The sequence below is a fragment of the Rhizobium rhododendri genome, from assembly GCF_007000325.2.
Taxonomy (GTDB): domain Bacteria; phylum Pseudomonadota; class Alphaproteobacteria; order Rhizobiales; family Rhizobiaceae; genus Rhizobium; species Rhizobium rhododendri.
Genome location: NZ_CP117267.1, coordinates 1,720,163 through 1,741,947, shown reverse-complemented (window position 1 = coordinate 1,741,947; position 21,785 = coordinate 1,720,163). Strand labels below are relative to the sequence as shown.

Annotated in this window: 19 protein-coding genes; 10 read left to right on the top strand and 9 right to left on the bottom strand. The window is 59.9% G+C overall.

Annotation, left to right across the window (positions count from 1 at the left end; all coding sequences use genetic code 11):
* The first annotated feature begins 31 nt into the window (after positions 1-31).
* From PR018_RS08555 to PR018_RS08545, 3 genes are all read left to right on the top strand, one after another.
* Complete coding sequence (locus PR018_RS08555; protein WP_142823113.1) at positions 32-2,740, top strand: mechanosensitive ion channel family protein; 2,709 nt, start codon at positions 32-34, stop codon at positions 2,738-2,740.
* Between the two features lie 126 nt (positions 2,741-2,866).
* Complete coding sequence (locus tag PR018_RS08550) at positions 2,867-3,697, top strand: response regulator (RefSeq protein ID WP_142823112.1); 831 nt, start codon at positions 2,867-2,869, stop codon at positions 3,695-3,697.
* A 159-nt stretch (positions 3,698-3,856) separates the two neighbouring features.
* Positions 3,857-5,194: a GGDEF domain-containing protein gene (locus PR018_RS08545; protein ID WP_142823111.1), complete on the top strand. Its 1,338-nt coding sequence runs from the start codon at positions 3,857-3,859 to the stop codon at positions 5,192-5,194.
* Between the two features lie 13 nt (positions 5,195-5,207).
* Here PR018_RS08545 and PR018_RS08540 read toward each other — a convergent pair whose 3' ends face one another.
* From PR018_RS08540 to PR018_RS08530, 3 genes are all read right to left on the bottom strand, one after another.
* Positions 5,208-6,254, bottom strand: coding sequence for a GlxA family transcriptional regulator (locus tag PR018_RS08540; protein WP_142823110.1), 1,047 nt, complete (start codon positions 6,252-6,254; stop codon positions 5,208-5,210).
* 271 nt (positions 6,255-6,525) lie between these two features.
* Entirely contained in the window at positions 6,526-6,735 is a 210-nt protein-coding gene (locus PR018_RS08535; RefSeq protein ID WP_142823109.1) for a hypothetical protein, read from the bottom strand.
* Positions 6,736-6,795: 60 nt separating this feature from the next.
* A complete protein-coding gene (locus PR018_RS08530) occupies positions 6,796-7,026 on the bottom strand; it encodes a hypothetical protein (protein WP_142823108.1) in 231 nt (76 codons plus the stop codon).
* A 74-nt stretch (positions 7,027-7,100) separates the two neighbouring features.
* Here PR018_RS08530 and PR018_RS08525 point away from each other — a divergent pair, with 74 nt between their 5' ends.
* The 3 genes from PR018_RS08525 to PR018_RS08515 all read left to right on the top strand — a co-directional run bounded on the left by PR018_RS08525 (position 7,101) and on the right by PR018_RS08515 (position 9,271).
* Positions 7,101-8,036 (top strand): LysR family transcriptional regulator, encoded by a 936-nt coding sequence (locus PR018_RS08525; RefSeq protein ID WP_202617096.1) that lies wholly within the window; start codon positions 7,101-7,103, stop codon positions 8,034-8,036.
* A 144-nt stretch (positions 8,037-8,180) separates the two neighbouring features.
* Entirely contained in the window at positions 8,181-8,339 is a 159-nt protein-coding gene (locus PR018_RS08520; protein WP_142823106.1) for an entericidin domain-containing protein, read from the top strand.
* A gap of 227 nt (positions 8,340-8,566) precedes the next feature.
* The gene (locus PR018_RS08515) at positions 8,567-9,271 is read left to right on the top strand and encodes a phosphodiester glycosidase family protein (protein WP_202617116.1); all 705 of its coding nucleotides are present in this window, start codon (positions 8,567-8,569) and stop codon (positions 9,269-9,271) included.
* A 7-nt stretch (positions 9,272-9,278) separates the two neighbouring features.
* Here the strand turns inward: PR018_RS08515 and PR018_RS08510 are convergent, their stop codons facing one another.
* Positions 9,279-9,617, bottom strand: a complete 339-nt coding sequence (locus tag PR018_RS08510; protein WP_202617097.1) for a hypothetical protein — start codon at positions 9,615-9,617, stop codon at positions 9,279-9,281.
* 35 nt (positions 9,618-9,652) lie between these two features.
* Positions 9,653-10,864, bottom strand: a complete 1,212-nt coding sequence (locus tag PR018_RS08505; protein WP_142823104.1) for a glycosyltransferase family 2 protein — start codon at positions 10,862-10,864, stop codon at positions 9,653-9,655.
* A gap of 157 nt (positions 10,865-11,021) precedes the next feature.
* Between PR018_RS08505 and PR018_RS08500 the strand changes: the two genes are divergently transcribed.
* The 3 genes from PR018_RS08500 to glf all read left to right on the top strand — a co-directional run bounded on the left by PR018_RS08500 (position 11,022) and on the right by glf (position 15,800).
* Positions 11,022-13,277, top strand: coding sequence for a capsular polysaccharide export protein, LipB/KpsS family (locus PR018_RS08500; protein WP_161990935.1), 2,256 nt, complete (start codon positions 11,022-11,024; stop codon positions 13,275-13,277).
* 117 nt (positions 13,278-13,394) lie between these two features.
* A complete protein-coding gene (locus PR018_RS08495) occupies positions 13,395-14,465 on the top strand; it encodes a DUF707 domain-containing protein (RefSeq protein ID WP_142823102.1) in 1,071 nt (356 codons plus the stop codon).
* 159 nt (positions 14,466-14,624) lie between these two features.
* Positions 14,625-15,800 (top strand): UDP-galactopyranose mutase, encoded by a 1,176-nt coding sequence (gene glf, locus PR018_RS08490; RefSeq protein ID WP_142829186.1) that lies wholly within the window; start codon positions 14,625-14,627, stop codon positions 15,798-15,800.
* Between the two features lie 74 nt (positions 15,801-15,874).
* Here the strand turns inward: glf and PR018_RS08485 are convergent, their stop codons facing one another.
* From PR018_RS08485 to PR018_RS08470, 4 genes are all read right to left on the bottom strand, one after another.
* On the bottom strand, positions 15,875-16,930 hold the full coding sequence (locus PR018_RS08485; RefSeq protein WP_142823100.1) for a quaternary amine ABC transporter ATP-binding protein: 1,056 nt from the start codon (positions 16,928-16,930) through the stop codon (positions 15,875-15,877).
* Positions 16,923-17,834 carry an ABC transporter permease gene (locus PR018_RS08480; RefSeq protein ID WP_111222951.1) on the bottom strand — a complete coding sequence of 304 codons (912 nt, stop codon included), beginning with the start codon at positions 17,832-17,834 and terminating at the stop codon, positions 16,923-16,925. The genes PR018_RS08485 and PR018_RS08480 overlap by 8 nt, the downstream gene beginning before the upstream one ends.
* 241 nt (positions 17,835-18,075) lie before the next feature.
* Positions 18,076-19,074 carry an ABC transporter substrate-binding protein gene (locus PR018_RS08475; protein WP_142823099.1) on the bottom strand — a complete coding sequence of 333 codons (999 nt, stop codon included), beginning with the start codon at positions 19,072-19,074 and terminating at the stop codon, positions 18,076-18,078.
* A 711-nt stretch (positions 19,075-19,785) separates the two neighbouring features.
* Entirely contained in the window at positions 19,786-19,929 is a 144-nt protein-coding gene (locus tag PR018_RS08470) for a hypothetical protein (protein WP_162854764.1), read from the bottom strand.
* Between the two features lie 218 nt (positions 19,930-20,147).
* Between PR018_RS08470 and PR018_RS08465 the strand changes: the two genes are divergently transcribed.
* Complete coding sequence (locus tag PR018_RS08465; RefSeq protein ID WP_142823098.1) at positions 20,148-21,602, top strand: cobyric acid synthase; 1,455 nt, start codon at positions 20,148-20,150, stop codon at positions 21,600-21,602.
* Positions 21,603-21,785 lie beyond the last annotated feature (183 nt).

The window sequence follows — 21,785 nt, the reverse complement described above, 5'->3', positions numbered from 1 at the left end:
GTCGCCTTGGTTTGCTTTACAAGCGATGACGATGATCTCGCCAACTGACCTGTTGCCCTGGGGAAGACGCTTGCGACCACTTCTGAATTCGATCTCCGTCCTTTTCCTGACACTGGCCGTGTCAGCGACTGCGGTTGCCTTGCCGGCACGCGCGCAGCAGTCGGCGGCTCCGGCGACATCGTCACCCGAGACAACGCCAGCGCCAGCGGCTGCGCCCGCTCCTGACGCGCCCAAGCCCGATGCAGCGAAGCCCGATGCGACCAAGCCGGACGCGCCGTCGGCGGATGCCCAGCAAAAACAGCAACCGCCTGCGGCCAACGGCCTCGATCGAACGGCTGCCGAGATCGCCCAGGCTCGCAAACAGCTTTCCTCCCTCGAGGACAGTGTCAAACAGGGCGCGTCCGATGACGATGCGCTGGTGGTCCTTGCCGGAAAGGCTGACGATCTCACCCGTGCCGCGGCCGAGATCTCGGGGCGCCTGAAGCCACGGGCCGACGAAATGACGGCGCGACTGACGCAGATCGGCCCGCCGCCGAAAGAGGGCCAGCCTGCAGAGGCTCCCATCGTCACGCAGGAACGCGAAAAGCTGACGTCTGCGATCGCGCAGATCAACGTGGTGATGGGCGATGCCGACAATCTGACGGCCAGTGCCAATCGGGTGTCCGGTCAGATCACCGAGCTCCGACGGCGCCTTTTTGCCGATACCCTCTTTCGCCGTACCGAACTCTCGCTGTCGACCTTCGACGACGCCGGCCAGGCGCTCGTGCAGGAGGCTGTCAACTTTCGCAACGCTCTCTCGAGCTGGGGTACGTTCGTCTGGAAATTCAAACGGATCCCGCTGTTTACAGCTGTTTTCCTGTCCCTTGCCGCAGCGCTGATCTTCATGGCCGGGGGGTACCGGCTTTTCGGGCGATACTTCTTCCGTGACGAGACGATCGAGGCTCCCTCCTATATGAGCCGGCTCTCCATCGCGTTCTGGTCGACGATGATCCGGGCGTTGTCGGTGGCTGCCTTTCTCGTGCTCTCGTTCTTTTTCCTCGAGACTTTCAATGTGCTGCGGCCGGACATCGCGCCGGTGTTTTCAGCAGTTTTCGGCTTCGTCGGGCTGGTCTATTTCGTAGCAAGCTTCGTCAACGCCGTCTTTGCGCCGTTCGAGCCCAGCTGGCGGCTCGTGAAGCTCTCCAACAAGGGCGCTCGATCCGTCGGCTGGTGCTTGCTCGCCATTGCCATCGTCAATGGCCTCGATTTCGTCCTCAATCGCATCAGCGAATCGATGGGCTCGCCGGTCATCGTCACCGTCGCGAAGAGCTTCTCTGCAGCGATGATCATCGGCCTGATCTTCATCGCCGTGTCGTTCGGCAAGCCGATGCTTGCGAGAAGCGGCGATCCCGAGGCTCCGGGCCGACGCTGGCCGCACGGACTCGCCATCATCTTGAGGGTCATCGGTGCCGCGCTGATCTTCATGGCGGTGATCGGCTATGTCGGGCTCGCCCGCTTTATCGCGCTGCAGCTGATCGTCACCAGCGCCGTCCTCGTCACCATGTATCTCGGCATCCTGCTCGGCAAGGCAGTGTCCGATCAGGAGAATTTCCCCGAGACATCGGTCGGCCGGTTTCTGCAGAGCCGTGCGAGCATCAGCACCGCGATGCTCGACCAGGCGGGCCTCGTGGCAGGACTGGCAATCTATGTCTTCGCGCTGATGACCGGCATCCCGCTCATCCTGTTGTCGTGGGGGTTCCACGTTCAGGATCTGGAAATCTTCTTCTATCGGCTGTTCACCGAGATAAGGCTCGGCAGCATCAGGATCTCCCTCGTCGGTATCCTTGCCGGCATCCTGTTCTTCATCGGCGGCTACCTCGTTACCCGCTGGTTCCAGCGCTGGCTGGACGGCACGGTCATGGCGCGTGGCCAGGTCGATCTCGGCGTCCGCAACTCGGTCAAGACCGGCATCGGCTATCTCGGCGTGGCGATTGCCGCCGTCATCGGCATTTCTGCTGCCGGCATCGATCTGTCGAGCCTTGCGCTGGTTGCCAGTGCGCTGTCCGTCGGTATCGGTTTCGGCCTGCAGAACATCGTTTCCAATTTCGTCTCTGGCCTCATTCTTCTCGTCGAGAGGCCGTTCAAGGTCGGCGACTGGATCGTTTCCGGGACATCGGAGGGTATCGTCAAGCGTATTTCCGTCCGTGCGACGGAGATCGAGACCTTTCGCCAGCAATCGATCATCGTGCCGAATTCCGAGCTGATCAATGCGTCGGTCGGCAACTGGACGCACCGTAATAGGCTCGCGCGCTCCGAAATCCCGGTTTCGGTGGGCTATGACTGCGACCCGGAGCAGGTAATGGCAATCCTGCTGGAACTGGTCAAGGCAGTGCCCAAAGTGCTGAAAAACCCGGAGCCGCACGTCGAGTTCCTCCGCTTCGGTCCGTCGTCGCTGGACTTCGAGATGCGGTTCTACCTGGCTGACCTCTCCGATGGCATGCCTATCCGCAACAACCTGCGCATTGCCATCCTGAAGCGCTTTAAGAAGGAAGGCATCGACATGCCTTACCCGCAGCAGGAATTGCACATCAGCCGTCGCGCGGAAAGACAGCGGGTGGAAGCCACGCTACCTGAAAGCACGGAAAAGGCCGATGACATCGTCGAGCCGCCGATCCAGCCGCCAGAAGCGCCGGTGCCAGCGGAGACACGCACCAGGCCCAGCCGGCGTAAAGTCGATGGCAAACCTGAAGTGCAGTCCTGATCTACTCTGTAATGCTGCAGACTTGCTGCAGCTGAATGGTGATTTACATAAGTCGTCGCAAAATTAACACAAACTCAAATGCTTTGCCTTATTCTTCGGTCAGTGAGGTCTCATCGAAGGTTAGTCATGGCATTTTTAGGCATTTCCGGAATGCAATATTCGGGTGGGACCTTTGCGGGGGCTCGCATACTTCTGGCCGAAGACTCGCATGTCTTTACCGCGATGATCAGCAAGAGGCTGAAAGAGCTTTTCGATATCGAGATCGAGATCTGCGGCAACTTCGAAGATTTGCAGCTCGCCTACGATAAGTCGCCCGAGCCGATCAAGCTGGCGATCTCCAACATCAATCTTCCGGGTGCCGAGAATGGCGAGGCGCTGGAATACTTGACCGACCTCAGCATCCCGACAATCGTTTTCACAGGCACCTTCCATGAGGGCATGCGCGACGCGCTGCTCGCCAAGGATATCGTCGACTACATCCTCAAAGACAACATCTTCGCGGTCGACCTGCTGGCAGAATCGGTTTGTCGCTTCCTGACCAATCACCGCCACCATGTGTTGATCGTCGATGACAGCGCAACAGCGCGCGCGCTTCTCAGCAGCCGCCTGAAGCGCTACAATTTCCGCGTCAGCGTTGCCGAGAACGGATCCAAGGCGCTGGAAATCCTCAAGGCCAATGCTGACATCGGCCTGATGATCACCGACTACAACATGCCCGACATCGACGGATTCGAGCTGACGCGGCGCATCCGCTCCAGCATCGGCTCGCATCAGCTGCGGATCATCGGCGTGTCGTCGTCGACCAATCGGCTGCTGTCGGCCCGCTTCCTGAAGGCCGGTGGCAACGACTTCATATTGCGGCCGTTCATCGACGAGGAATTCTACTGCAGGGTCAACCAGAACCTCGATACCCTGCTGCAGATCCAGTCGATGCGCCAGCAAAAGGCCTATGCCTGAGAAAGAACGGGCGCTTCGGGGCCCGTTCATGCCCACTTCGCGGTGACTAGTTACAAACTGTTGGACCCCGGTGTTCATAAATCCCTGTCGTAATCTGCTGACTGTCCCGCTGCCCACGCAGAACGTGGGCCTGTCCCATTGCCGGAGGGACTGCCGGCAATGAGCGACCTGTTGTTCGAAAAATTCTCGCGGGACCTGAGCCCTGCGGCGAGACGCGGCCAGAAGGTTCTCCTGGTCGAGGATTCGCGCATGTTCGGCTCGATGCTCTCCCAACGTTTCCGCATCGAGCTCAATCTCGATGTCACGCTCTGTACATCCATGAAGACGCTGGAAACGACGATTCGCGCCAGCGATCACGGTTTCAGCCTGGCCATCGTCAATCTCAATCTGCCGGATGCTGCCTACGGCGAAGCACTCGACATGCTCCTCGACCAAAGGGTGCCGAGCATCGTCTTTACCGCAGCGGCCGATATCGACATGCGCGACCGGTTGATGGAGCGCAGCATTATCGACTACGTACTGAAGGACAATACGCAGGCGGCGGACAATCTCGTGGCTTCTGTGCGTCGTTCGATTACCAACAGCAAGACGAGGGTGCTCGTCGTGGACGCGATGCCCGTGGCCCGGAAGATGCTCGTCGACAGTCTCGAGATGCAGCGCTTCGAGGTCTATGAAGCAGCGAGCGGTGCTGCCGCTATCCAGGCGCTGGATCAGTATTCCGAGATCGAGCTGGTCCTGATCGACGATGCGCTGCCGGACGGGACGGGATGGGAACTGACACGGCAGATCACCCATAGGCGGAATTCCGATCGCCTGCGGGTCATCGGCCTATCTGCGTCGGACGACCGATTGGCCGCAACGGCGTACCTGAAAGCTGGTGCCACGGATTTCCTGCGTCGGCCGTTCGTTGCCGAAGAGCTTAAATACCGGATCAGCCGGGTGATCGACACGCTGTCGCAAATGCGCCAGCTGCGCGCCGCCGCCTCCGTCGATTATCTCACCGGCCTCTATAACAGGCGTTACTTCTTCGATCAGGGTCCGCGCCTTGCCAATGACTGTCTCAGGCTGGAGACACGACCATCCATCGGTATCCTCGATATCGACCATTTCAAGCGGTTGAACGACACCTACGGTCACGAGATCGGTGACCAGGTGCTGAAGGCGGTCGCGACACGGCTGCAGACGTTTCTGGAAGGCAGCCGCAACCTCTTGTCGCGGATCGGCGGCGAAGAATTTGCCATCCTGTTCGCGGACATGGACTCATCCGTCGCAACCGAGTTCTGCGAGGAACTGCGCGAAAATATCTCTGGCCTGAAAATCCAGGCAGACGGCGAGGCGTTGTCGGTGACCGTGTCAATCGGCATAGCGTCGATCAACGCCCAGGAGACGTTCGAGAATTACCTCAACGCTGCCGACCAGTTTCTCTATATGGCCAAGCACCGCGGGCGCAATCGCGTCTTCTCCGATACCAGGATGGCGGCGGAAGAGGGACGGTAGCCGTTATCCGGCTTCAGATGACGACGCCGGTGCGGACGTTCGACATGGTCAGCTTGCGCTCGGCCCGCTCCTGCTGCGGCGAGCGGTTGTAGAGTTCGCGATAACACTTCGAGAAGTGCGAGGCGGAGACGAAGCCACAGGCGACGGCGACTTCGACCACCGGCATCGACGACTGCACCAGAAGGTGCCTTGCTCGATCGAGGCGGATCTCGAGATAGTAGCGGGCAGGGGAACGGCCCATTTCCTGTCGGAACAGCCGCTCGATCTGGCGACGCGACAGGCCGGCGTCGTCGGCGATGTCGAGCAGCGACAAGGGTTCCGACAGGTGGCTTTCCATCACCTCGATGATTTCCAGCACCTTGGCATTCTGCACACCGAGCCGTGCGCGGAGCGGCAGGCGCTGGCGATCGTGCGGGCTGCGGACGCGGTCTGTGAGCGCCTGTTCGCAGACGCGGTTGACCAGGTTCTCGCCAAAATCCTGGCCGATCAGGTTGAGCATCATGTCGAGCGAGGCCGTGCCGCCGGCGCAGGTGTAGAGATTGCTGTCGACTTCGTACAGGTCGGCATAGACTTCGGCCTGAGGAAAGGCTTCTGCAAAGCCCGGCAGGTTTTCCCAGTGGATTGCGCAGCGCTTGCCGTTCAGGAGACCCGCCTGGGCGAGCACATGGGCGCCCGTACAGAGACTTCCGACGGCGACGCCGCGGTTGTAGGATTCTCTTAGCCAGGCATTGACAGATTTGTTCTGGAACTCCTCGACATAGATGCCGGAGGCGACGAGCACCATACTGGGCCGGCTCTCTCCGCCCAGATAACGTCGCTCATCGGCCAGCGACGAGTTGACCTCGATGCCAATGCCGCTCGATGAATAGATCTTGTCGCCGTCGGTCGAGGCAAGTCGCCAGCTGTAGGCAGTATAGCCAAGCATACGGTTGGCAATGCGCAATGTCTCGATCGCTGCCGCAAATGGCAGCATCGTAAAGTGCGGGATAAGGAAGAAAACGATCGAGCGTTTCTTGCCGGGCGTCTTGCCTTGCTCCACCTGATGCTGCGCTACCACCATGCCCGCGTTCCTCATATCGATTTCAGCAGAAAATTAGTCTGAAAGCGACAGTCTCATGGAAGATGATGGCCACAAAGGCTTATTTGCGTCACGTCAAAGATTTATGATTTGTCAAAAAAAGTCAAGGCAGAAGCTTACGATATAGGATCTGGTAAGACTCATAAGTCCATGAAATATAACGATTAATATATTACTGAAGGTTGGATTGGCGACGCTGCTAATCAGCCGAGCGTCGCCCTGAAATCGACCGGAAATGTCGTATTTTGTCGCATCATTTGCGGTCGCTCGAAATGTCGGCAGCAGGCCAGCCGAAGTCCTTGCGCATGTCGAATGGCATCGCTTCGATCTGCCTGGCAGCCTGATGCTCAGACCAGCGATCGGCCAGCGAAAGAACGTAGGCGGACAGGCGGGAAAGCGTGCCGCTGAAGAGGATAAACGACGGGCGCCCGTGGGAAGGGCGTCTATAGCTGATGGTGGTCATGATTGATCTCCTTTTGGTTGTGTTGATGTTGGTCACGCTGATATGGGCCTGTGTCACTCATCATTCAAACGAATAGATTTTATAGCATCCATAAGAAAAGTTGACGGTTGCCGTTGTTCCGGTTTGTGGAAGGGCGGTGTCGGGTGGAAAGCCGCGCGCGTTGACGTCAGCTACAAGATGTGGGGGCAGGTGGGACATTTGTCTGAGGGTCGCAGCGTTGGTTTGGCGCAGCGCGCGGTCTCGACTGTTGGTCCAGTGATCGATGACATCGGATAGGTATGAGCGGATCATGGCTCGTTCCTCTGCTGTTCAAGGTGGTGGTGAGACCGATGCTATAGAAGCTTATTGACAGTCAGCAAAACGAAATGATATCGCTATATAAATCAGAAAAATTGAAAGATGCGTCGATGAACGTTCCGCTGCGCCGATCCGTGCCGTTGCTCGACAACGATGTCCTTCGCACCTTCGTGGCGATTGCCGAGACCGGCAACTTCTCAACGGCAGCCGAGGCCGTCCATCGCACGCCATCAGCGGTGTCCATGCAGATCAAGAAGCTCGAGGAGCAACTCGGTGTCGTCCTGTTCCTGCGCGATGCCCGTTCCGTCAGCCTCACCGAACATGGTGAAATGCTGCTGTCCTACGCGCGCAACATGCTGGCGCTGTCCAACGAAGCGGTGTCGCGTTTCATCATGCCGGAACTGAGCGGCGTCGTCAGGCTCGGAGCGCCGGACGACATAGGCGAGCGGTTGCTGCCGAGCATCCTGAAGCGGTTCTCGCAAAGCTATCCCAGCATCATGGTCGACGTCGTGGTCGACATGAGCCTAGCCCTCAAGAAGCGCTTCGCGGAACAACGACTCGATCTGGCGCTTATCAATTGTTCGACGCGGCCATTCCCGACGGAGGGTGACGTCATCTACACCGAGCGGCTTGTCTGGGCCGGTGCGAAATGCGGCACGGCCCATCGCCGGGATCCTCTGCCGATATCGATCTGGGAGGACGGCTGCATCTGGCGCTCCGATGCGATCCACCAGCTGCAGCAGGCGAAAAGGAACTATCGCGTAGCCTTCCTCAGCGCCCATACCACTGCCCAACGCGCGGCCGTCGTGTCCGATCTCGCCGTGGCGCCTTTGCCCCGCTCCTACGTCACCGAAGACATGGCTATACTCGGCGCGAAAGAAGGGCTGCCGGAATTGACGACTTTCGATATCCGGTTGCTGACTGCGCGCGAAGTCACGGGACCAATAGCGGCTGTCGCGGAAAGCATCCGGCATGCTTTCGGCGAGATGGCGCGGGCGGCCTGAGGCCCTGTCTCACAGGCTTTTGGCTGGCGCCGCATCCACGTCGTTATTTATGTGAACCTTTTTCAATGTGGCGCGTTTTGGGCACGGAAGGTTTACTTTCTGCCTTATTGTCGTCAAAAACCCATTCACGAAGGACCGCTAATCATGTCTTCTTCCGTCATCGCAAAAGTCGGCGTCGCCTGCATTTCCCTGATGCTTCTCGCATCCTGCGCCAATACCATTAAAGGCATGGGCAAGGACACTGCCAACACGGTCAACGCAACCCAGACGGCTGGCCACACTGTCAAAAAGGCAGCTCAGTAAACTGAAGAATTCTGTCGGCTGCGAGGCGTGTCGCGGCCGACATCTTACTATTTTTACCTCTTCATTATCCGGGTCACTATTCGGGCTCGCCACTATGTGCACCGGGCCAACCCTTGAAGTCACCTTCCTCCCGCCGCATCTCTTGTCTTGAATTTGATTGTTGCCGGGGAGCGTGACGTTTGTTTCGATGGTTGATTATTCTGGCAGGGCTCGTCTCGACGCCCGTCATGGCCGAGACACCGGTGACCGGCGGGAATTGCCGCAAGGTGGAGCATCTCGGGGCGAGCTACATCGTCTGCAGCTTCGACCCAGCAAAAGACAACATCCGCCTGTTTTCCAACAATAGTGCCGGAAAGCCATACGGCTCGTTCGCGGCGCTGCGCGATGCACTGGCGCGTGACCGGCTGTCGCTGCGCTTTGCCATGAACGGTGGCATGTACGAGCCTGACCAGAGCCCGGTCGGTCTCTATGTCGAAGGCGGCAGTCAGCAGAAGGCGCTCGACACCGGCACAGGCTGGGGAAATTTCCGCCTGCTGCCGAACGGCGTGTTCTACATCCAGCCCGGCGCTGTCGGCGTCATGGAGACAAAGGCGTTTGCCGCCGCCGGTATCGAGCCGCTCTACGCCACGCAATCGGGACCGATGCTAGTGATCGACGGGGCGCTTCACCCGTCGTTCCTGATCGACAGCACCAGCCTCAAAAGGCGCAACGGCGTCGGCGTCGATGCGGATGGAAAAGCTGTGTTCGCGGTGTCCGACGGCGAGGTGCGCTTTCACGATTTCGCCACGCTGTTTCGCGACGTGCTCGGCTGCCGCAACGCCCTGTTCCTGGACGGCAGCATCTCCAGCCTCTATGTGCCGGAGTGGCAGAGGGAAGACAGCGCATTTCCGCTCGGGCCGATCATCGCCGTGACAGCTGTCATGCCTGACTGAAAGCCGTTCAGACCTTCGGAAAAGCGCGCTCTAGACCGCCCGATCGCGTCAGGCCGGCCCTGAACGCCGCATATGACGGGTGCTGGCTGGATTTTGCCACTTCGGACAGGCGGATCTGCAGCCGGGCCGGTGCGGCATTTCCGAGCCATTCGCCGAGAGTTTCGAGTTTCATGCTGTTGAGGAACTTGGCTTTAGAGGCCTGATCCAGGTGCCAGTGCAGGCCCTCGATCAGGCTGATATCCTGTAGCGGATTTTCCATGATCAGGGCGATGACGGAGCGGTCGGCGTCAGCCAGGGTGGCAAGTCTGGCTGCGATGGCGTCGCGGTCGGCAAAGGCTGTCGTCATGGTGATCATGCTCTCAAATGGCTGGGAAATGCGGGTCAGACGAACTGCGCCATGTAATTCATGATATCGAAGATACCATCCTTCGCGCCGTGGTGCTCGGGAAACTCGGGTGTGAACCGCAGGTAGGCGCGGGGGCGGTCGCCGTCCATTCCGGTCGGCTGGTCGCGGGTAAGCTTTTGCTGGATCGATTCCGGCAGCAGGCTGAGCGTCGTATCGTTGATAACCGGATCGAGAATCGCTGGTTCGCCGTTGAAGGCGACGGCCTCCGTGGCTGCGGTGACGATGCCTGCGAGCTTGCAGATCTGGCCATAGGCATCGGCCGTGAGAGGCTGCGGCTGATAGACAGCCATGCGATGATACATGATGTAGGCCTCGACCCAGTTCTTCGCCGACACGTGCAGGCGCAAGGCAACCGCCTGGCGCTGCAGCATGAAGCCGGTGATGCGGGACATCAGCGAAGCGCGGTAGTCCGGTGGCACATCCGGCGTGCGCAGCGCCTGCGAGGCGAGATATTCCAGTCCCCCCCGATAGCTGTCCCACTGGAACATGCATTCCTTGTTGCCCTGCTGCAGGCGCGGATCGTCCGAGACGGCGGTGACGCGCGCGAACGGCTCCGGCATGAACAGGATATCGGCCTTGTCCAGCGCCCGTGTCGTGTAAAGGAAGGCCCAGAAGATGAAGGGCGTCGGGCTGGAGATCGACCGCAGCAGCACTTCCCGGCGGATGATCATGAACTCGGGAAAGATGTGTCCGTTGATGATGAAATCGAGGAGGGCGCGGAAGTCGCCCTTGCGATGCCTGGTCGGGGAGGCGACATGGTAGAATGGCGACATATCGCCGCCGCCGGGCCGCGCATCGACCAGCAGCCACGGAGCTTGTACGACGCCGATCTCGCTGTCCGCCTCCATCAACCGAAGATATTCGATGACCTTTTCCGGAATGAGCAGGTCGTCATCGCCGAGAAACACAGCATAGCGACCGCGGGCGCGCTGCATAGCAAAGGCATAGTTGCTGAGAAAACCGGAATTGGTCGCGCGGCGGAAGGCCGAGATCTCCGGCTGGTCGGCGAGCGAGGCAATGTAGGCCGCAGTATCATCGGTCGAGCAGTCGTCGACGATGACGATCTCGAAGGGGATGCCGATCCGCCGGAAAGCATCGAGATGGAAGGTGACGTTCCGCTCGAGCAGGAACTGCCGATTATAGGTCGGAACGCATATCGACAGGATCAGCGGTTCATTGAGGGACATCGGGTTCTCCAGTCAGCAGGCTTTGCGCTTGCATAGAAGCGATTGCTTTCGTGGGGCTGGAGGCGGGGTTCGAGACTCTCCATGCGTGTGCCGAACAGGCTGGCGCAAGCTAATGCTGGAATCCTCTGACAACAGATCAGACATCAAAGGATTCTCGATGCCCACCACAGTTGCCTGGAATACCGGCATCCCGAACAAGCCGTTGCTGGATGGATCATTCGCGCCGGACGTTGCGTCTGTGCCGGTGGACCTCGAGGTTCCGGAATTCTGGTTTACCGTCAAAGCCGACGGGGACCGTCATCGCAAGATGTTCTCTGAACTCTGCGCAGGCCTCGGTCGCCGCCGCGTGACGACCAATCTCTCCATCGTGCCATTCGGGACGCATCTGGCCCCAAGGCGCCCGCCGAACGGCGGTATCACCATCTCGTATCACTCGGTCGGCGATGGTCCGAATATCTGGCGCATCAAGGAAACGCCGATCGTCGGCTGGTATTCCTTCGACGAGAATGGTTTTTCCGGCTGGAGTTCACTTGCGCGGTTTCCGGAGCTGCATGCGGAAGGTATCGACGCGGTCAATACCGAGGCCGCCCGACGCCGCGTGAAGGCGCTGGTGATGGCTCTCAGGGCCGGCAATACCTCGAAGTACGAACAATCGGGCGAAGCTTTCGATGCAGGCAGACCCTTTGTCTACTTCCCGATGCAGTTGCTCGAGGATCCCGTCGCGCAGTTTTGTCGTATCGATCCGCTCGAGGTTCTGCGCCATGCCGCGGCTCAGGCCGATGTCACCGGGCGGTTGCTTGTGGTCAAGCGGCATCCGCAATGCACCAATGGTCTCGTTATCCGAACCCTCGATGAGGTGCAGGCTCGGCACCGCAATGTGATGGTCTCGACGGCTTCCATCCATCGGCATCTGGAGCAGTGCGAAGCGGTCATTGTCGCCAATTCAGGCGTTGGACTGGAGGCTCTGCTTTACGAAAAGGCGGTCTTTACTTTCGCATCCAGCGAGTATGAGCTGGGCGGCTTTCCGTGCGGATCGCTCGCTGACCTCGACGCAGCCTTTACCCACCGCTCGCAGCCAGAGGAAGGCCGGGCAGCACGCTTTGTGTCCTACTATCTGGACAACTGCTGTTTTTCGATCGAAGACCGTCAAACCATCGATCGCTGCATCGAAAAGGCTCTGCTCGGCAGGGTACGGCACGTGCCGCCAATCTTCACCGGCGAGCGCGACGAACTTTTTAGGACGCATGCAAATGTCGAAATGTTGCGGCGAGAGCTTGGTACCGTCAAATCGCAGCTGGCCGAGGCTAACGAGAGGAATGCAGCTCAGGCTGGCAACTGGCGGAACTCGCCCGCTGAAAAAAGTGTCGCTGCACAGGGGCAGGGCATCGAGCGCGACCTAGCCGCGCAGACGGCATTTGTCATGCATAGCGCCGGTCTGGCTGCTAGCGTCGGCGACAACATCATGACCAAGGTCGCACGGGCTACATTTGCCGGATTCGCGGAATTGGCTGTCTCGCTGCGTGCCGATCCCGATGCCAGGCGGCTTGTCGATAGCCAGTTGCTGCAGTCTGGATATGCGGCGGGTCTCGACCGGAATGTCGCTGCCAGGAACGTTACTGCGGCGGACTACCAGCGTCTCCACGACGGTGATGCCGGCTACCAGAACAATAACTGGCTTGTCGATCATGCAGCCGTCATTGCGTCGGCCCGGCCGGAAACGCTGACCGAAGTCGGTTGTGGCAATGGACGGTTCCTGCGCGCTATTGCCGGATCGGTCCGCAATGTCATCGGCCTCGACTGGGCGCGTTCGCCGCTTCTCGGGCAGTTGCCGTCGAATGTGCATTTCCAGAGCACCAACGTGCTGACGGATGCATTGCCGCGCGCCGACATCTGCTGCTCTGCCGATGTCCTCGAGCATTTCACCCCGGATGCGCTGCCGGCCCTGATTGCCAAGCTCCACGACAGCGCCCGTCTCAACTACCATGTAATCGCCTGCTACGATGACGGTCACAGCCATTGCGCCGTGCTCCATCCCGGCCAGTGGCTCGGCCTCTTCAAGACGGTCAGCGCGACCTACGAGATCGCCGCTATCATTCCCCGGCGGGGCCGTCCGGACCAGCTCGTCTGCGTCATCACCAACGTGCCGAATGCGGCGAATTACTTTCCGTATCTCGGTGTCGTCGTCGGCACGTGGCAAACAAATTCGGGCCAGCGGGTGACCTTCGGAAACGACTTCTCCGTGACCATCGAGGGGCAGATCGTCGCCTCTTGGTTCCCGATGACGGACGGCAGGGCAGCTGTCGGCTGGATGCAATCCAAAATGGTCGACGTGCTCGACCCCGCAGAAGACGGTAAGGCGCTGACGATCACCAACATGCGTGGCGAACGCCACGAAGTGAGACGAGTTTCGTAAATCACTCAAGAAACTACGATCGGGACAGACCGAGCAGGGGTGGGACATGAAGGGGAAGAAACAGTGAATATGCTGGCTTCGACAAGAGAAAACACAGCTTCAGACTTTCTGGCTGGGTTGAGCGAATCCGATCCGGTAACGGAAGAAATGCTGACCGGAACGTTCTGGCAGTTTGCCGACCTGGAACGCGGCACCTTGTCGCCATTCCTCGTGCTGGCTCCGGGCGGATTGGTTGGCAATTTTTTCAATGCGTCGACGGATTACTGGCAAGTCGTCAATGGCCTCTTGTGCTTCATCGACGAGACCGGTCTGCCTTCGATCGTCTTCAATGTCTCCCGCATGGAGGGATCTAAGGTAGCATTGCTGGCAGGCAGGGGCGTGGTAGACGGTGTCGTTGCAATCTACATGCTCACGTCGACACCCCACCCCGAGCATCCGATGTTTGCGACGCAACTGTCGGACGAGCGCAACGCAAAGTTCCTGGTGCAGCCGGCAAACGGCCCTAAGCGTCCCAACCTCGTCGTTGTCCCCGCCAACTCCAAGTCGCTGCATCCTCGCTGGTTCGACGGGCTGGATGCTGCGACGCGCAGTTGGGATCTGTGCGTCGGCTATTACGGTGCCGAAGATCCCGTCGTCGATAGCCCGTTTGAATATCTGGCCCACCTTCCGAAGCGCAAGAAGTTCAGGCTGATTTCCGACCTGTTCTACGAGGGAAGTCCGCTCTGGGGTTACGACCGCGTCTGGCTCCCGGATGATGACCTGCTTTGCGATGGCGATACCGTCAATCGGATGTTTCATCTGTCCCGCAAGCACGGACTGGAACTGGCGCAGCCGTCGCTCAAGCAGGGTCCGGGTTGCTTCCCCAACCATCCGATCACGATCCAGCGGCCGAACAGCCTCCTGCGGCATGAGGGCTTCATCGAGATCATGTGCCCGATCTTCTCCAAGGCTGCCCTGAAGATCTGCATCGGCTCGATGCGCGATGCGGAGTCCGGCTACGGCCTCGACCATCTCTGGCCTGCGTTCCTCGGTCGCCCTGCAAACCGCATGGCTATCATCGATGCAGTAGGGGTGGCCCATACGAGGCCTCTAGGTGCAACCTACAATGTTCAGGCGGCTGTCGATGAGCAAGCCGCACTGTTCAACTCCTACCGCTACACGCCCGTCAAGATGCAGGGCGTTTGGTAAGCCGCCAAGGTGGAAGGCCTGCAGCTTCGATCCGATCGATTTGAAAGCCGCTGGCCTTCACCCGGGGCCCGTTTCACTGGTGACCGCTTCCCCCATACCGACAGCCCTCCGGGGCCCCGATGAAGGGATGCGGACCTTCCGCTAAGGTGCTGAGACACTATGACCGATTTTTCCAATATCGACCTGCTGATCGTCGGCGCCGGATTTTATGGAGCGACCATTGCCGAGCGGGTGGCGACTGACCTCAAGAAGAATGTGCTGATCGTCGATCGCCGTCATCATATCGGTGGCAACGCCTATAGCGAGTTCGACAAGGACACCGGGATCGAAGTGCATCGCTACGGCGCACACCTGTTCCACACGCCGAACGAGACGGTGTGGAATTACCTAAACCGCTTCACCGGCTTCACCGACTACAAGCATCGGGTCTACACGAGCTACCGCGACCAAGCCTATTCGATGCCGATCAACCTTGCGACCATCTGCCAGTTCTTCGGCAAGCGGTTCTCGCCCGACGAAGCGCGGGCGTTGATCGCCGGGCAGGCGGCTGAGATGGAAGGCAAGCACCCTTCCAACCTCGAGGAAAAGGCGATCTCGCTGATCGGCCGGCCGCTCTACGAAGCATTTATTCGCGGCTACACGGCCAAGCAGTGGCAGACGGACCCGCGCGACCTGCCTGAACACATCATCACCCGGCTGCCGGTGCGCTACAATTTCGAGAACCGCTATTTCAACGATGCCTATGAGGGCCTGCCGAAAGACGGCTACACCGCCATCTTTGATCGCATGCTGGCCTCGCCGCATATCCAGACGATGCTCGGTACCGATTTCTTCGACATCAAGCCCCAGATGCCGGCTGGGCTGCCGATCATCTACACCGGCCCGATCGATCGCTATTTCGATTATTCCGAGGGCGAGCTTGGGTGGCGGACGATCGATTTCGAACAGCAGACGCTGGATGTCGGCGATTTTCAGGGAACGGCGGTCATGAATTACGCCGACGAGGATGTGCCCTTTACCCGCATCCTCGAATTCCGCCACTTCAATCCGGAGCGGAACTACCAGAACGAAAAGACAGTCGTCGTGCGCGAATATTCGCGTTCCGCACAGCGCAAGGACGAGCCCTATTATCCGATCGACACGCGCCAGGACAAGGATGTGTTCCTGCGCTACCGCGCACGGGCGGATGCGGAGGCCAATGTGCATTTCGGCGGCCGGCTCGGTACCTACCGCTATCTCGACATGCACCAGGCCATCGGCGCGGCATTGAAGACCTTCGACAGTATGGTCATGCCGCACTTCGCCGAGGGCCGTGCCTTTGGCGGCGGAAAGTAACAGCGAGAAGTGGCGCCGCATTGCTGCGGGCCGCTTGATCGCGTCTGTTCAATCGTAAATCGTCAGCGGCGGCGTCAGGCCGCCGCTTTTGCTTCCGGGACGGTGTGGCTGGTCGGCGTCACCATCGCCAGGATGATGCTGTGCAGATCGAGCGAGCCGATCGGCTTGCCGGCTGCGTCGACCACCATGGCCACCGTCTGGTTGGCGCCGGTCATCTGGCGCGCAGCCATCTCCAGTGTCATGTCGCCCGCAAGGCGCATAGACGAGCCTTCGCCGGAGATCGGCTTCATCACCGTTTGCACCTTGATGACCCGTCCGCGGTTCACTTCCTTGACGAAGGCGCTGATATATTCATCGGCGGGCTGCAGGACGATGTCCTGGCCGGAGCCCTGCTGGATGACCTTGCCGTCGCGCAGGATGGCGATCCTGTCGCCGAGCCGCAACGCCTCGTCGAGATCGTGGGTGATAAAGACGACGGTCTTCTTCAGTTCCTTCTGCAAGTCGAGCAGCACGCTTTGCATATCGACGCGGATCAGCGGATCGAGCGCCGAGTAGGCTTCGTCCATCAACAGGATATCGGCGTCATTGGTCAGCGCCCGCGCAAGCCCGACGCGCTGCTGCATGCCGCCCGACAGCTGGTTCGGAAAGTGGTTCTCGAAGCCATCGAGGCCTACGCGTGCAATCCAGTGGCGGCCCTTCTTCTGCGCCTCCGCGCGTGGCACCCCCTGGATCTCGAGGCCGTAGACGGTGTTTTCGATCACAGTGCGGTGGGGAAGCAGCGCGAACTTCTGGAACACCATCGCCGTCTTGTGGCGTCGGAATTCGCGCAGCGCGCTCTCGGTCATCTTGCAGACGTCGACGCCGTCGTAGAGCACCTCGCCGGCGGTCGGGTCGATCAGCCGGTTGATATGGCGGATCAGCGTCGACTTGCCGGAGCCGGAGAGACCCATGACCACGGTGATGGCGCCGGCCGGCATGTTGATGTTGATGTCCTGCAGCCCGAGCACATGGCCGTGCTTGACGTTGAGTTCGGTCTTGCCGAGGCCGTTTTTCACCTGCTCGACGTACTCGCGGCCGCGGGGGCCGAAGATCTTGTAGAGGTTCTTGATCTCTATCGCGTGACTAGCCATGGACCACCTCCGAATGTTTCTGCAGCCGCCTGCCGTATGCCTGGCTGGTACGGTCGAAAATGATGGCGATGGCGACGAGCGCAAAGCCGTTGAGGAAGCCAACCGTGAAGAACTGGTTGTTGATCGCCTGCAGCGTGTTCTTGCCGAGACCGCCCACCCCGACCATCGAGGCGACGACAACCATGGCAAGCGACATCATGATGGTCTGGTTGATGCCGGCCATGATGGTCGGCAGTGCCAGCGGGATCTGCACATTGAAGAGCTTCTGGGTGTGGGAGGATCCGAATGCATCTGCTGCCTCCAGCACTTCCTTGTCGACCAGTCTTATCCCGAGGTTGGTAAGGCGGATCATCGGCGGCACGGCGTAGATCACCACAGCGATCAGGCCTGGCACCTTGCCGATGCCGAAGATGACGACGACCGGGATGAGGTAGACGAAGCTCGGCATGGTCTGCATGACGTCGAGCGTCGGATTGATCACCGATTGCAGACGGTCGGAGCGTGCCATGAGGATGCCGATCGGCAGGCCGATGACGATGGCGATCAGGGTGCAGACGGTGACCATTGCGAGCGTGATCATCGTGTCGTTCCACAGCCCGAAAACGCCGATCAGGGCCATGGAAATGGCGGTGCCGATGACGATCTTTATATTGCGGCTGGCGAGGTAGACGATGGCCATCATGACCGCGAGGATGATGAACCAGGGCGTGTTGGTGAACAGCCACTCGAGGTAGTTCAGGAACCATTGCAGCGGCTGAACGACGATGTCGATCACAGCGCCCCAGGATCGCACCATGCCGCGAAAGCCGTCGTCGATGTTCTTGCGGCCTTCCCGGATGATCGTGTCGTTGATCGCCGGGAAGTTACACAGGAAATTCGGCAGAAAACTACATTGCAGAGCCATCACATTCCCCTTTTTATCCGGGCCCTTTTTATCGGGGCAGTGACGCGCAATCCGTGTGGCTATCAAGATTGCCGTCCGTGGTGCAGTGCTGATGCCGGTTCTCAGTCTGCTCGCCTGTCCGCCTTCAGGCGGACGCAGTGTGGTCGCGTGACCCCGTCGGTGCGTGCGCTTCCAAGGGGGAGACGCGATCCTTGCAGCGGCGAGAGGTGAGGGCAGGCCTCCCGGCCTGCCGTCGCATCGTTCAGATCGAAGCCTTGACCTTCGTCGCGACATCGGGAGCCACCCACTTGGTCCACATGTCCGGATAGGTCTTCAGGAAATACTTCGCGCCGTCTTCGTTGGTGCCCTGGTTGTCCGTCATCCAGGCCAGCACCTTGCCGACGGTTCCGTTGTCCCATTTGCGGGTCTTGACGTAGTCCATGGCAACGCCGGCCTTTTCGGCAAAGGACTTGGTGACGACGGTAAAGACGTCAGAGACAGGATAGGAATTGACCTTGGGGGCCGCGCAATCCTGCTGCGAGGTGCAGGCGTCCCATTCCTTCTTGTCATGGGGAACGCCGAAGCTCAGCTTGACCATTTCGTACTTTCCGAGGATCGCGGTCGGTGCCCAATAGTAGCCGAGCCAGCCAGTCTTCTTCTCGAAGGCATTGGCGATCGAGCCGTCGAGGCCGGCTGCCGAGCCCGTATCGACCAGCGCAAAACCTTCCTTCTCGGCGCCAAGCGCCTTGTAGAGGTTGGCGGTCGAGATCTGGCAGTTCCAACCCGACGGGCAGTTGTAGACGGCGCCCTTGGTCTTGTCTTCCGGGGCAGGGAACAGCTCTGGATGCTTCAGGGCGTCCTGCACGGTCTTGATGTCCGGATGGGCGTCTGCGAGGAATTTCGGTATCCACCAGCCTTCGACACCGCCGTCGCTGAGCAGCGGGGCTGCCTCGATCAGGCGACCTTCGGCGGTGGCCTTGTCAAGCGCGGTCCGAACGGCGTTGACCCAGAGTTCCGGGGCGATATCCGGCTGGCCCTTTTCGTTCATCGAGGTGAATGTCGGCTGGGTGTCGCCGGTCACCAGCGATACCTTGCAGCCATAGCCGTTTTCGAGAATGATCTTGTCGACCTGCGCAGCGACGCCGGCGGAGGCCCAGTTCATTTCGGCGATAGAGACGTCGCCGCACTCCGCTGCACTTGCCGAGCCAGCGAGCGCATAGGTACCTGCTGCGAATATAACGGAAGCGATGAGCTTCTTCATGTGAAAGTTCTCCCAGTTTCTTGCCGTTGATCACGTTCGTGCATCCGGCCACGGAGGTCGCCCACGATGTGGCGCGCCCACCCCTGACCGTATCTGCTTCACCGATCCAGCCGCCCGAAAGCGTCTATGCCGGTCCCCTTTGGTATGTCCGCTGTTATTGTGCCTGAGGATAAAAGATCCCCCGGCGCGCGCTTTTTCATACCTTGAAATCGAGCCTAAGGATTCATGCGGAGAAATCAACCGGGGGGATGTGCGGACAGATGCCGGGACTATCGCTGGGCTGCCGGAAAAGCCTGCAAAATAGCCTGAGAGGTGAGGCTACTGGCTGCAAATTGTGCATGCGCGAGGCAAAAAAGGTCTTTCTAAAATGCGGACATGGAGAAAAGTTCAATTGCTACGCCTGCGCAAGACGTTTTGTATTCCATTCGCGTCCTCCGACGGCTGAGCGCGAGCCGTGAAAAAAATCGAAAAAAAACACGATTCATTCTTAATTAACGTCTCAATAACCATCCGGTAACCGTGTCCGTCTATTGATTGTGCCAAGGCGGCGACACCGCTGTTTCTCCGGATCAGGTACTGCGTCCCGGAGAAAGCCTGTCTCGCGCCTCTGCCGAAGACCTCCGGTATATAAATCGCGCCGCGCTGTCCTGCAGCCGGCGCGATTTTTGTCTGTGCGTGTAGGGTATGGATCGAGCGGTGCAGTCTGGCGTGTCAGCCAGCGGAGCCTGTGCGCACGACGCCAACCGTTCCGCTGCGGATATCCAGTTCCTGTGCGCGGCTTTCGGCCTTCTGCGACGGGACCTTCGAGCCCCAGGCGATCTGGATCGAATTCTTGTTGTTGAAGACGAAAAGCATTCCGGTATCCTCTGCGCCGGAAGCCCGGCCTTGTGCGTGATGTGGCGTGCAGATAATGCTGTTGTCGACACGAAACAACGAGCGAAGTCGTCATCGTTTGTCGCAAATAGAGTAGTCATCCAGGTGGCCGTCGAAGCGCGGTGACATCGCTCGATAATTTCGACAGAACGGCTGTACAGCAGGGGCTCAAGACGAGCCGATACCGGGAATTTCAGACTATGACCAGGGCGATCATGCTGCAGGGGACCGGCTCCGATGTCGGAAAAACGGTATTGGTGGCGGGCCTCTGCCGCCTTGCCGCAAACAGGGGACTGCGGGTCCGTCCCTTCAAGCCCCAGAACATGTCCAACAACGCCGCCGTTGCCGACGACGGCGGGGAGATCGGTCGAGCACAGTGGCTGCAGTCGCTCGCCTCGCGCGTCCCATCCTCCATCCACATGAACCCGGTGCTGCTGAAGCCGCAATCGGAGGTGGGCAGCCAGATCATCGTCCAGGGCAAGGTCTGGGGGCAGGCCAAGGGGCGGGACTATCAGGCGCTGAAGCCGAGATTGCTGGCGTCGGTGCTCGAAAGCTTTGCCCTTGTCGGCGATGGCGCCGACCTCGTCATTGTCGAGGGTGCGGGGTCGCCGGCCGAAATCAACCTGAGGCCCGGCGACATCGCCAACATGGGCTTTGCGACCCAAGCCGGCGTTCCCGTCGTTCTCGTCGGCGACATCGACAGGGGCGGGGTCATCGCCTCGCTTGTCGGCACGCATGCCATTCTGTCCGATGAGGACCGGGGGATGATCGCAGGCTACATCATCAACAAGTTCCGGGGAGACGTGTCGCTTTTCGACGACGGGCTGGCGGCCATTCACAGCTTTACCGGCTGGCCCTGCTTCGGCGTCGTGCCGTGGCTGAAGTCGGCGGGAAGGCTGCCGGCGGAGGATTCCGTGGTGCTGGAGCGGCTGGCGCGTGGTGGTGCGGGGGCGCTCAAGATCGCTGTACCGGTGTTGCCGCGCATCGCCAATTTCGACGATCTCGACCCGCTCAGGGCCGAGCCGGATGTCGACCTGGTCTTCGTACGCCCCGGCGATCCGCTGCCGACGGACGCCTCACTGGTGATCCTGCCGGGCTCAAAGTCGACGATATCAGATCTCGAGCATTTCCGCAGGCAGGGGTGGGACCGCGATCTTGCGGCGCATGTGCGGCGTGGCGGACGGGTGATCGGGGTCTGCGGCGGCTATCAGATGCTAGGAACGACTATCCGCGATCCGCTCGGCATCGAGGGCGACGTATTGGAAACGCCCGGCCTCTGCCTCCTCGACGTCGAGACGTCGATGGCGCCGGAAAAGACGGTGCGCAACAGCTTTGCGCGGTCGACGGAGTATGACGCACCGCTCAGCGGCTACGAGATCCACTTGGGCGAGACGACCGGCAGCGACTGCGCCCGCCCGCCCGTCATCATCGACGGCCGTCCGGATGGAGCAATCTCCGGCGATGGCCGTATCATGGGGACCTACCTGCACGGGCTGTTCGAAAGCGACACCTACCGCGCCCGCCTCCTCCAAAGCTTCGGCCTCTCCGGCGATCGCAGCAACTACCGCGAGAGTGTCGACAAGGCCCTCGACGATGTCGCCAGCGAACTCGAGGCGGTGCTCGACAAGGACTGGCTCGGACGCCTGCTGGGATAGGGGGGTGATATTTCTCCTATTCCGCAGTCGTGCACTATCGGCCAAGCTCGCTCTCTCGTCCCTCATTCCGCGGCTCGTCAAAGGAATCCAGTGCGCTCAAGTCCTTGAGCGCGAGTGACTTTTACGGCAAAAAGCCCTCTTGCGGCGCAGACCCGGCGTGGCTGGATCGCTGTGACGAGCACA

What these genes read in the sequence shown, in the direction of transcription:
- PR018_RS08515 (WP_202617116.1), top strand. Translation starts at nt 8,567, where the DNA reads ATGGCCGAGACACCGGTGACCGGCGGGAATTGCCGCAAGGTGGAGCAT.
- PR018_RS08465 (WP_142823098.1), top strand. Translation starts at nt 20,148, where the DNA reads ATGACCAGGGCGATCATGCTGCAGGGGACCGGCTCCGATGTCGGAAAA.
- PR018_RS08470 (WP_162854764.1), bottom strand. Translation starts at nt 19,929, where the DNA reads ATGCTTTTCGTCTTCAACAACAAGAATTCGATCCAGATCGCCTGGGGC.
- PR018_RS08550 (WP_142823112.1), top strand. Translation starts at nt 2,867, where the DNA reads ATGGCATTTTTAGGCATTTCCGGAATGCAATATTCGGGTGGGACCTTT.
- PR018_RS08510 (WP_202617097.1), bottom strand. Translation starts at nt 9,617, where the DNA reads ATGACGACAGCCTTTGCCGACCGCGACGCCATCGCAGCCAGACTTGCC.
- PR018_RS08520 (WP_142823106.1), top strand. Translation starts at nt 8,181, where the DNA reads ATGTCTTCTTCCGTCATCGCAAAAGTCGGCGTCGCCTGCATTTCCCTG.
- PR018_RS08545 (WP_142823111.1), top strand. Translation starts at nt 3,857, where the DNA reads ATGAGCGACCTGTTGTTCGAAAAATTCTCGCGGGACCTGAGCCCTGCG.
- PR018_RS08505 (WP_142823104.1), bottom strand. Translation starts at nt 10,864, where the DNA reads ATGTCCCTCAATGAACCGCTGATCCTGTCGATATGCGTTCCGACCTAT.
- PR018_RS08555 (WP_142823113.1), top strand. Translation starts at nt 32, where the DNA reads ATGATCTCGCCAACTGACCTGTTGCCCTGGGGAAGACGCTTGCGACCA.
- PR018_RS08485 (WP_142823100.1), bottom strand. Translation starts at nt 16,930, where the DNA reads ATGGCTAGTCACGCGATAGAGATCAAGAACCTCTACAAGATCTTCGGC.
- PR018_RS08535 (WP_142823109.1), bottom strand. Translation starts at nt 6,735, where the DNA reads ATGACCACCATCAGCTATAGACGCCCTTCCCACGGGCGCCCGTCGTTT.
- PR018_RS08530 (WP_142823108.1), bottom strand. Translation starts at nt 7,026, where the DNA reads ATGATCCGCTCATACCTATCCGATGTCATCGATCACTGGACCAACAGT.
- PR018_RS08480 (WP_111222951.1), bottom strand. Translation starts at nt 17,834, where the DNA reads ATGGCTCTGCAATGTAGTTTTCTGCCGAATTTCCTGTGTAACTTCCCG.
- PR018_RS08525 (WP_202617096.1), top strand. Translation starts at nt 7,101, where the DNA reads ATGATATCGCTATATAAATCAGAAAAATTGAAAGATGCGTCGATGAAC.
- PR018_RS08475 (WP_142823099.1), bottom strand. Translation starts at nt 19,074, where the DNA reads ATGAAGAAGCTCATCGCTTCCGTTATATTCGCAGCAGGTACCTATGCG.
- PR018_RS08540 (WP_142823110.1), bottom strand. Translation starts at nt 6,254, where the DNA reads ATGGTGGTAGCGCAGCATCAGGTGGAGCAAGGCAAGACGCCCGGCAAG.
- glf (WP_142829186.1), top strand. Translation starts at nt 14,625, where the DNA reads ATGACCGATTTTTCCAATATCGACCTGCTGATCGTCGGCGCCGGATTT.
- PR018_RS08500 (WP_161990935.1), top strand. Translation starts at nt 11,022, where the DNA reads ATGCCCACCACAGTTGCCTGGAATACCGGCATCCCGAACAAGCCGTTG.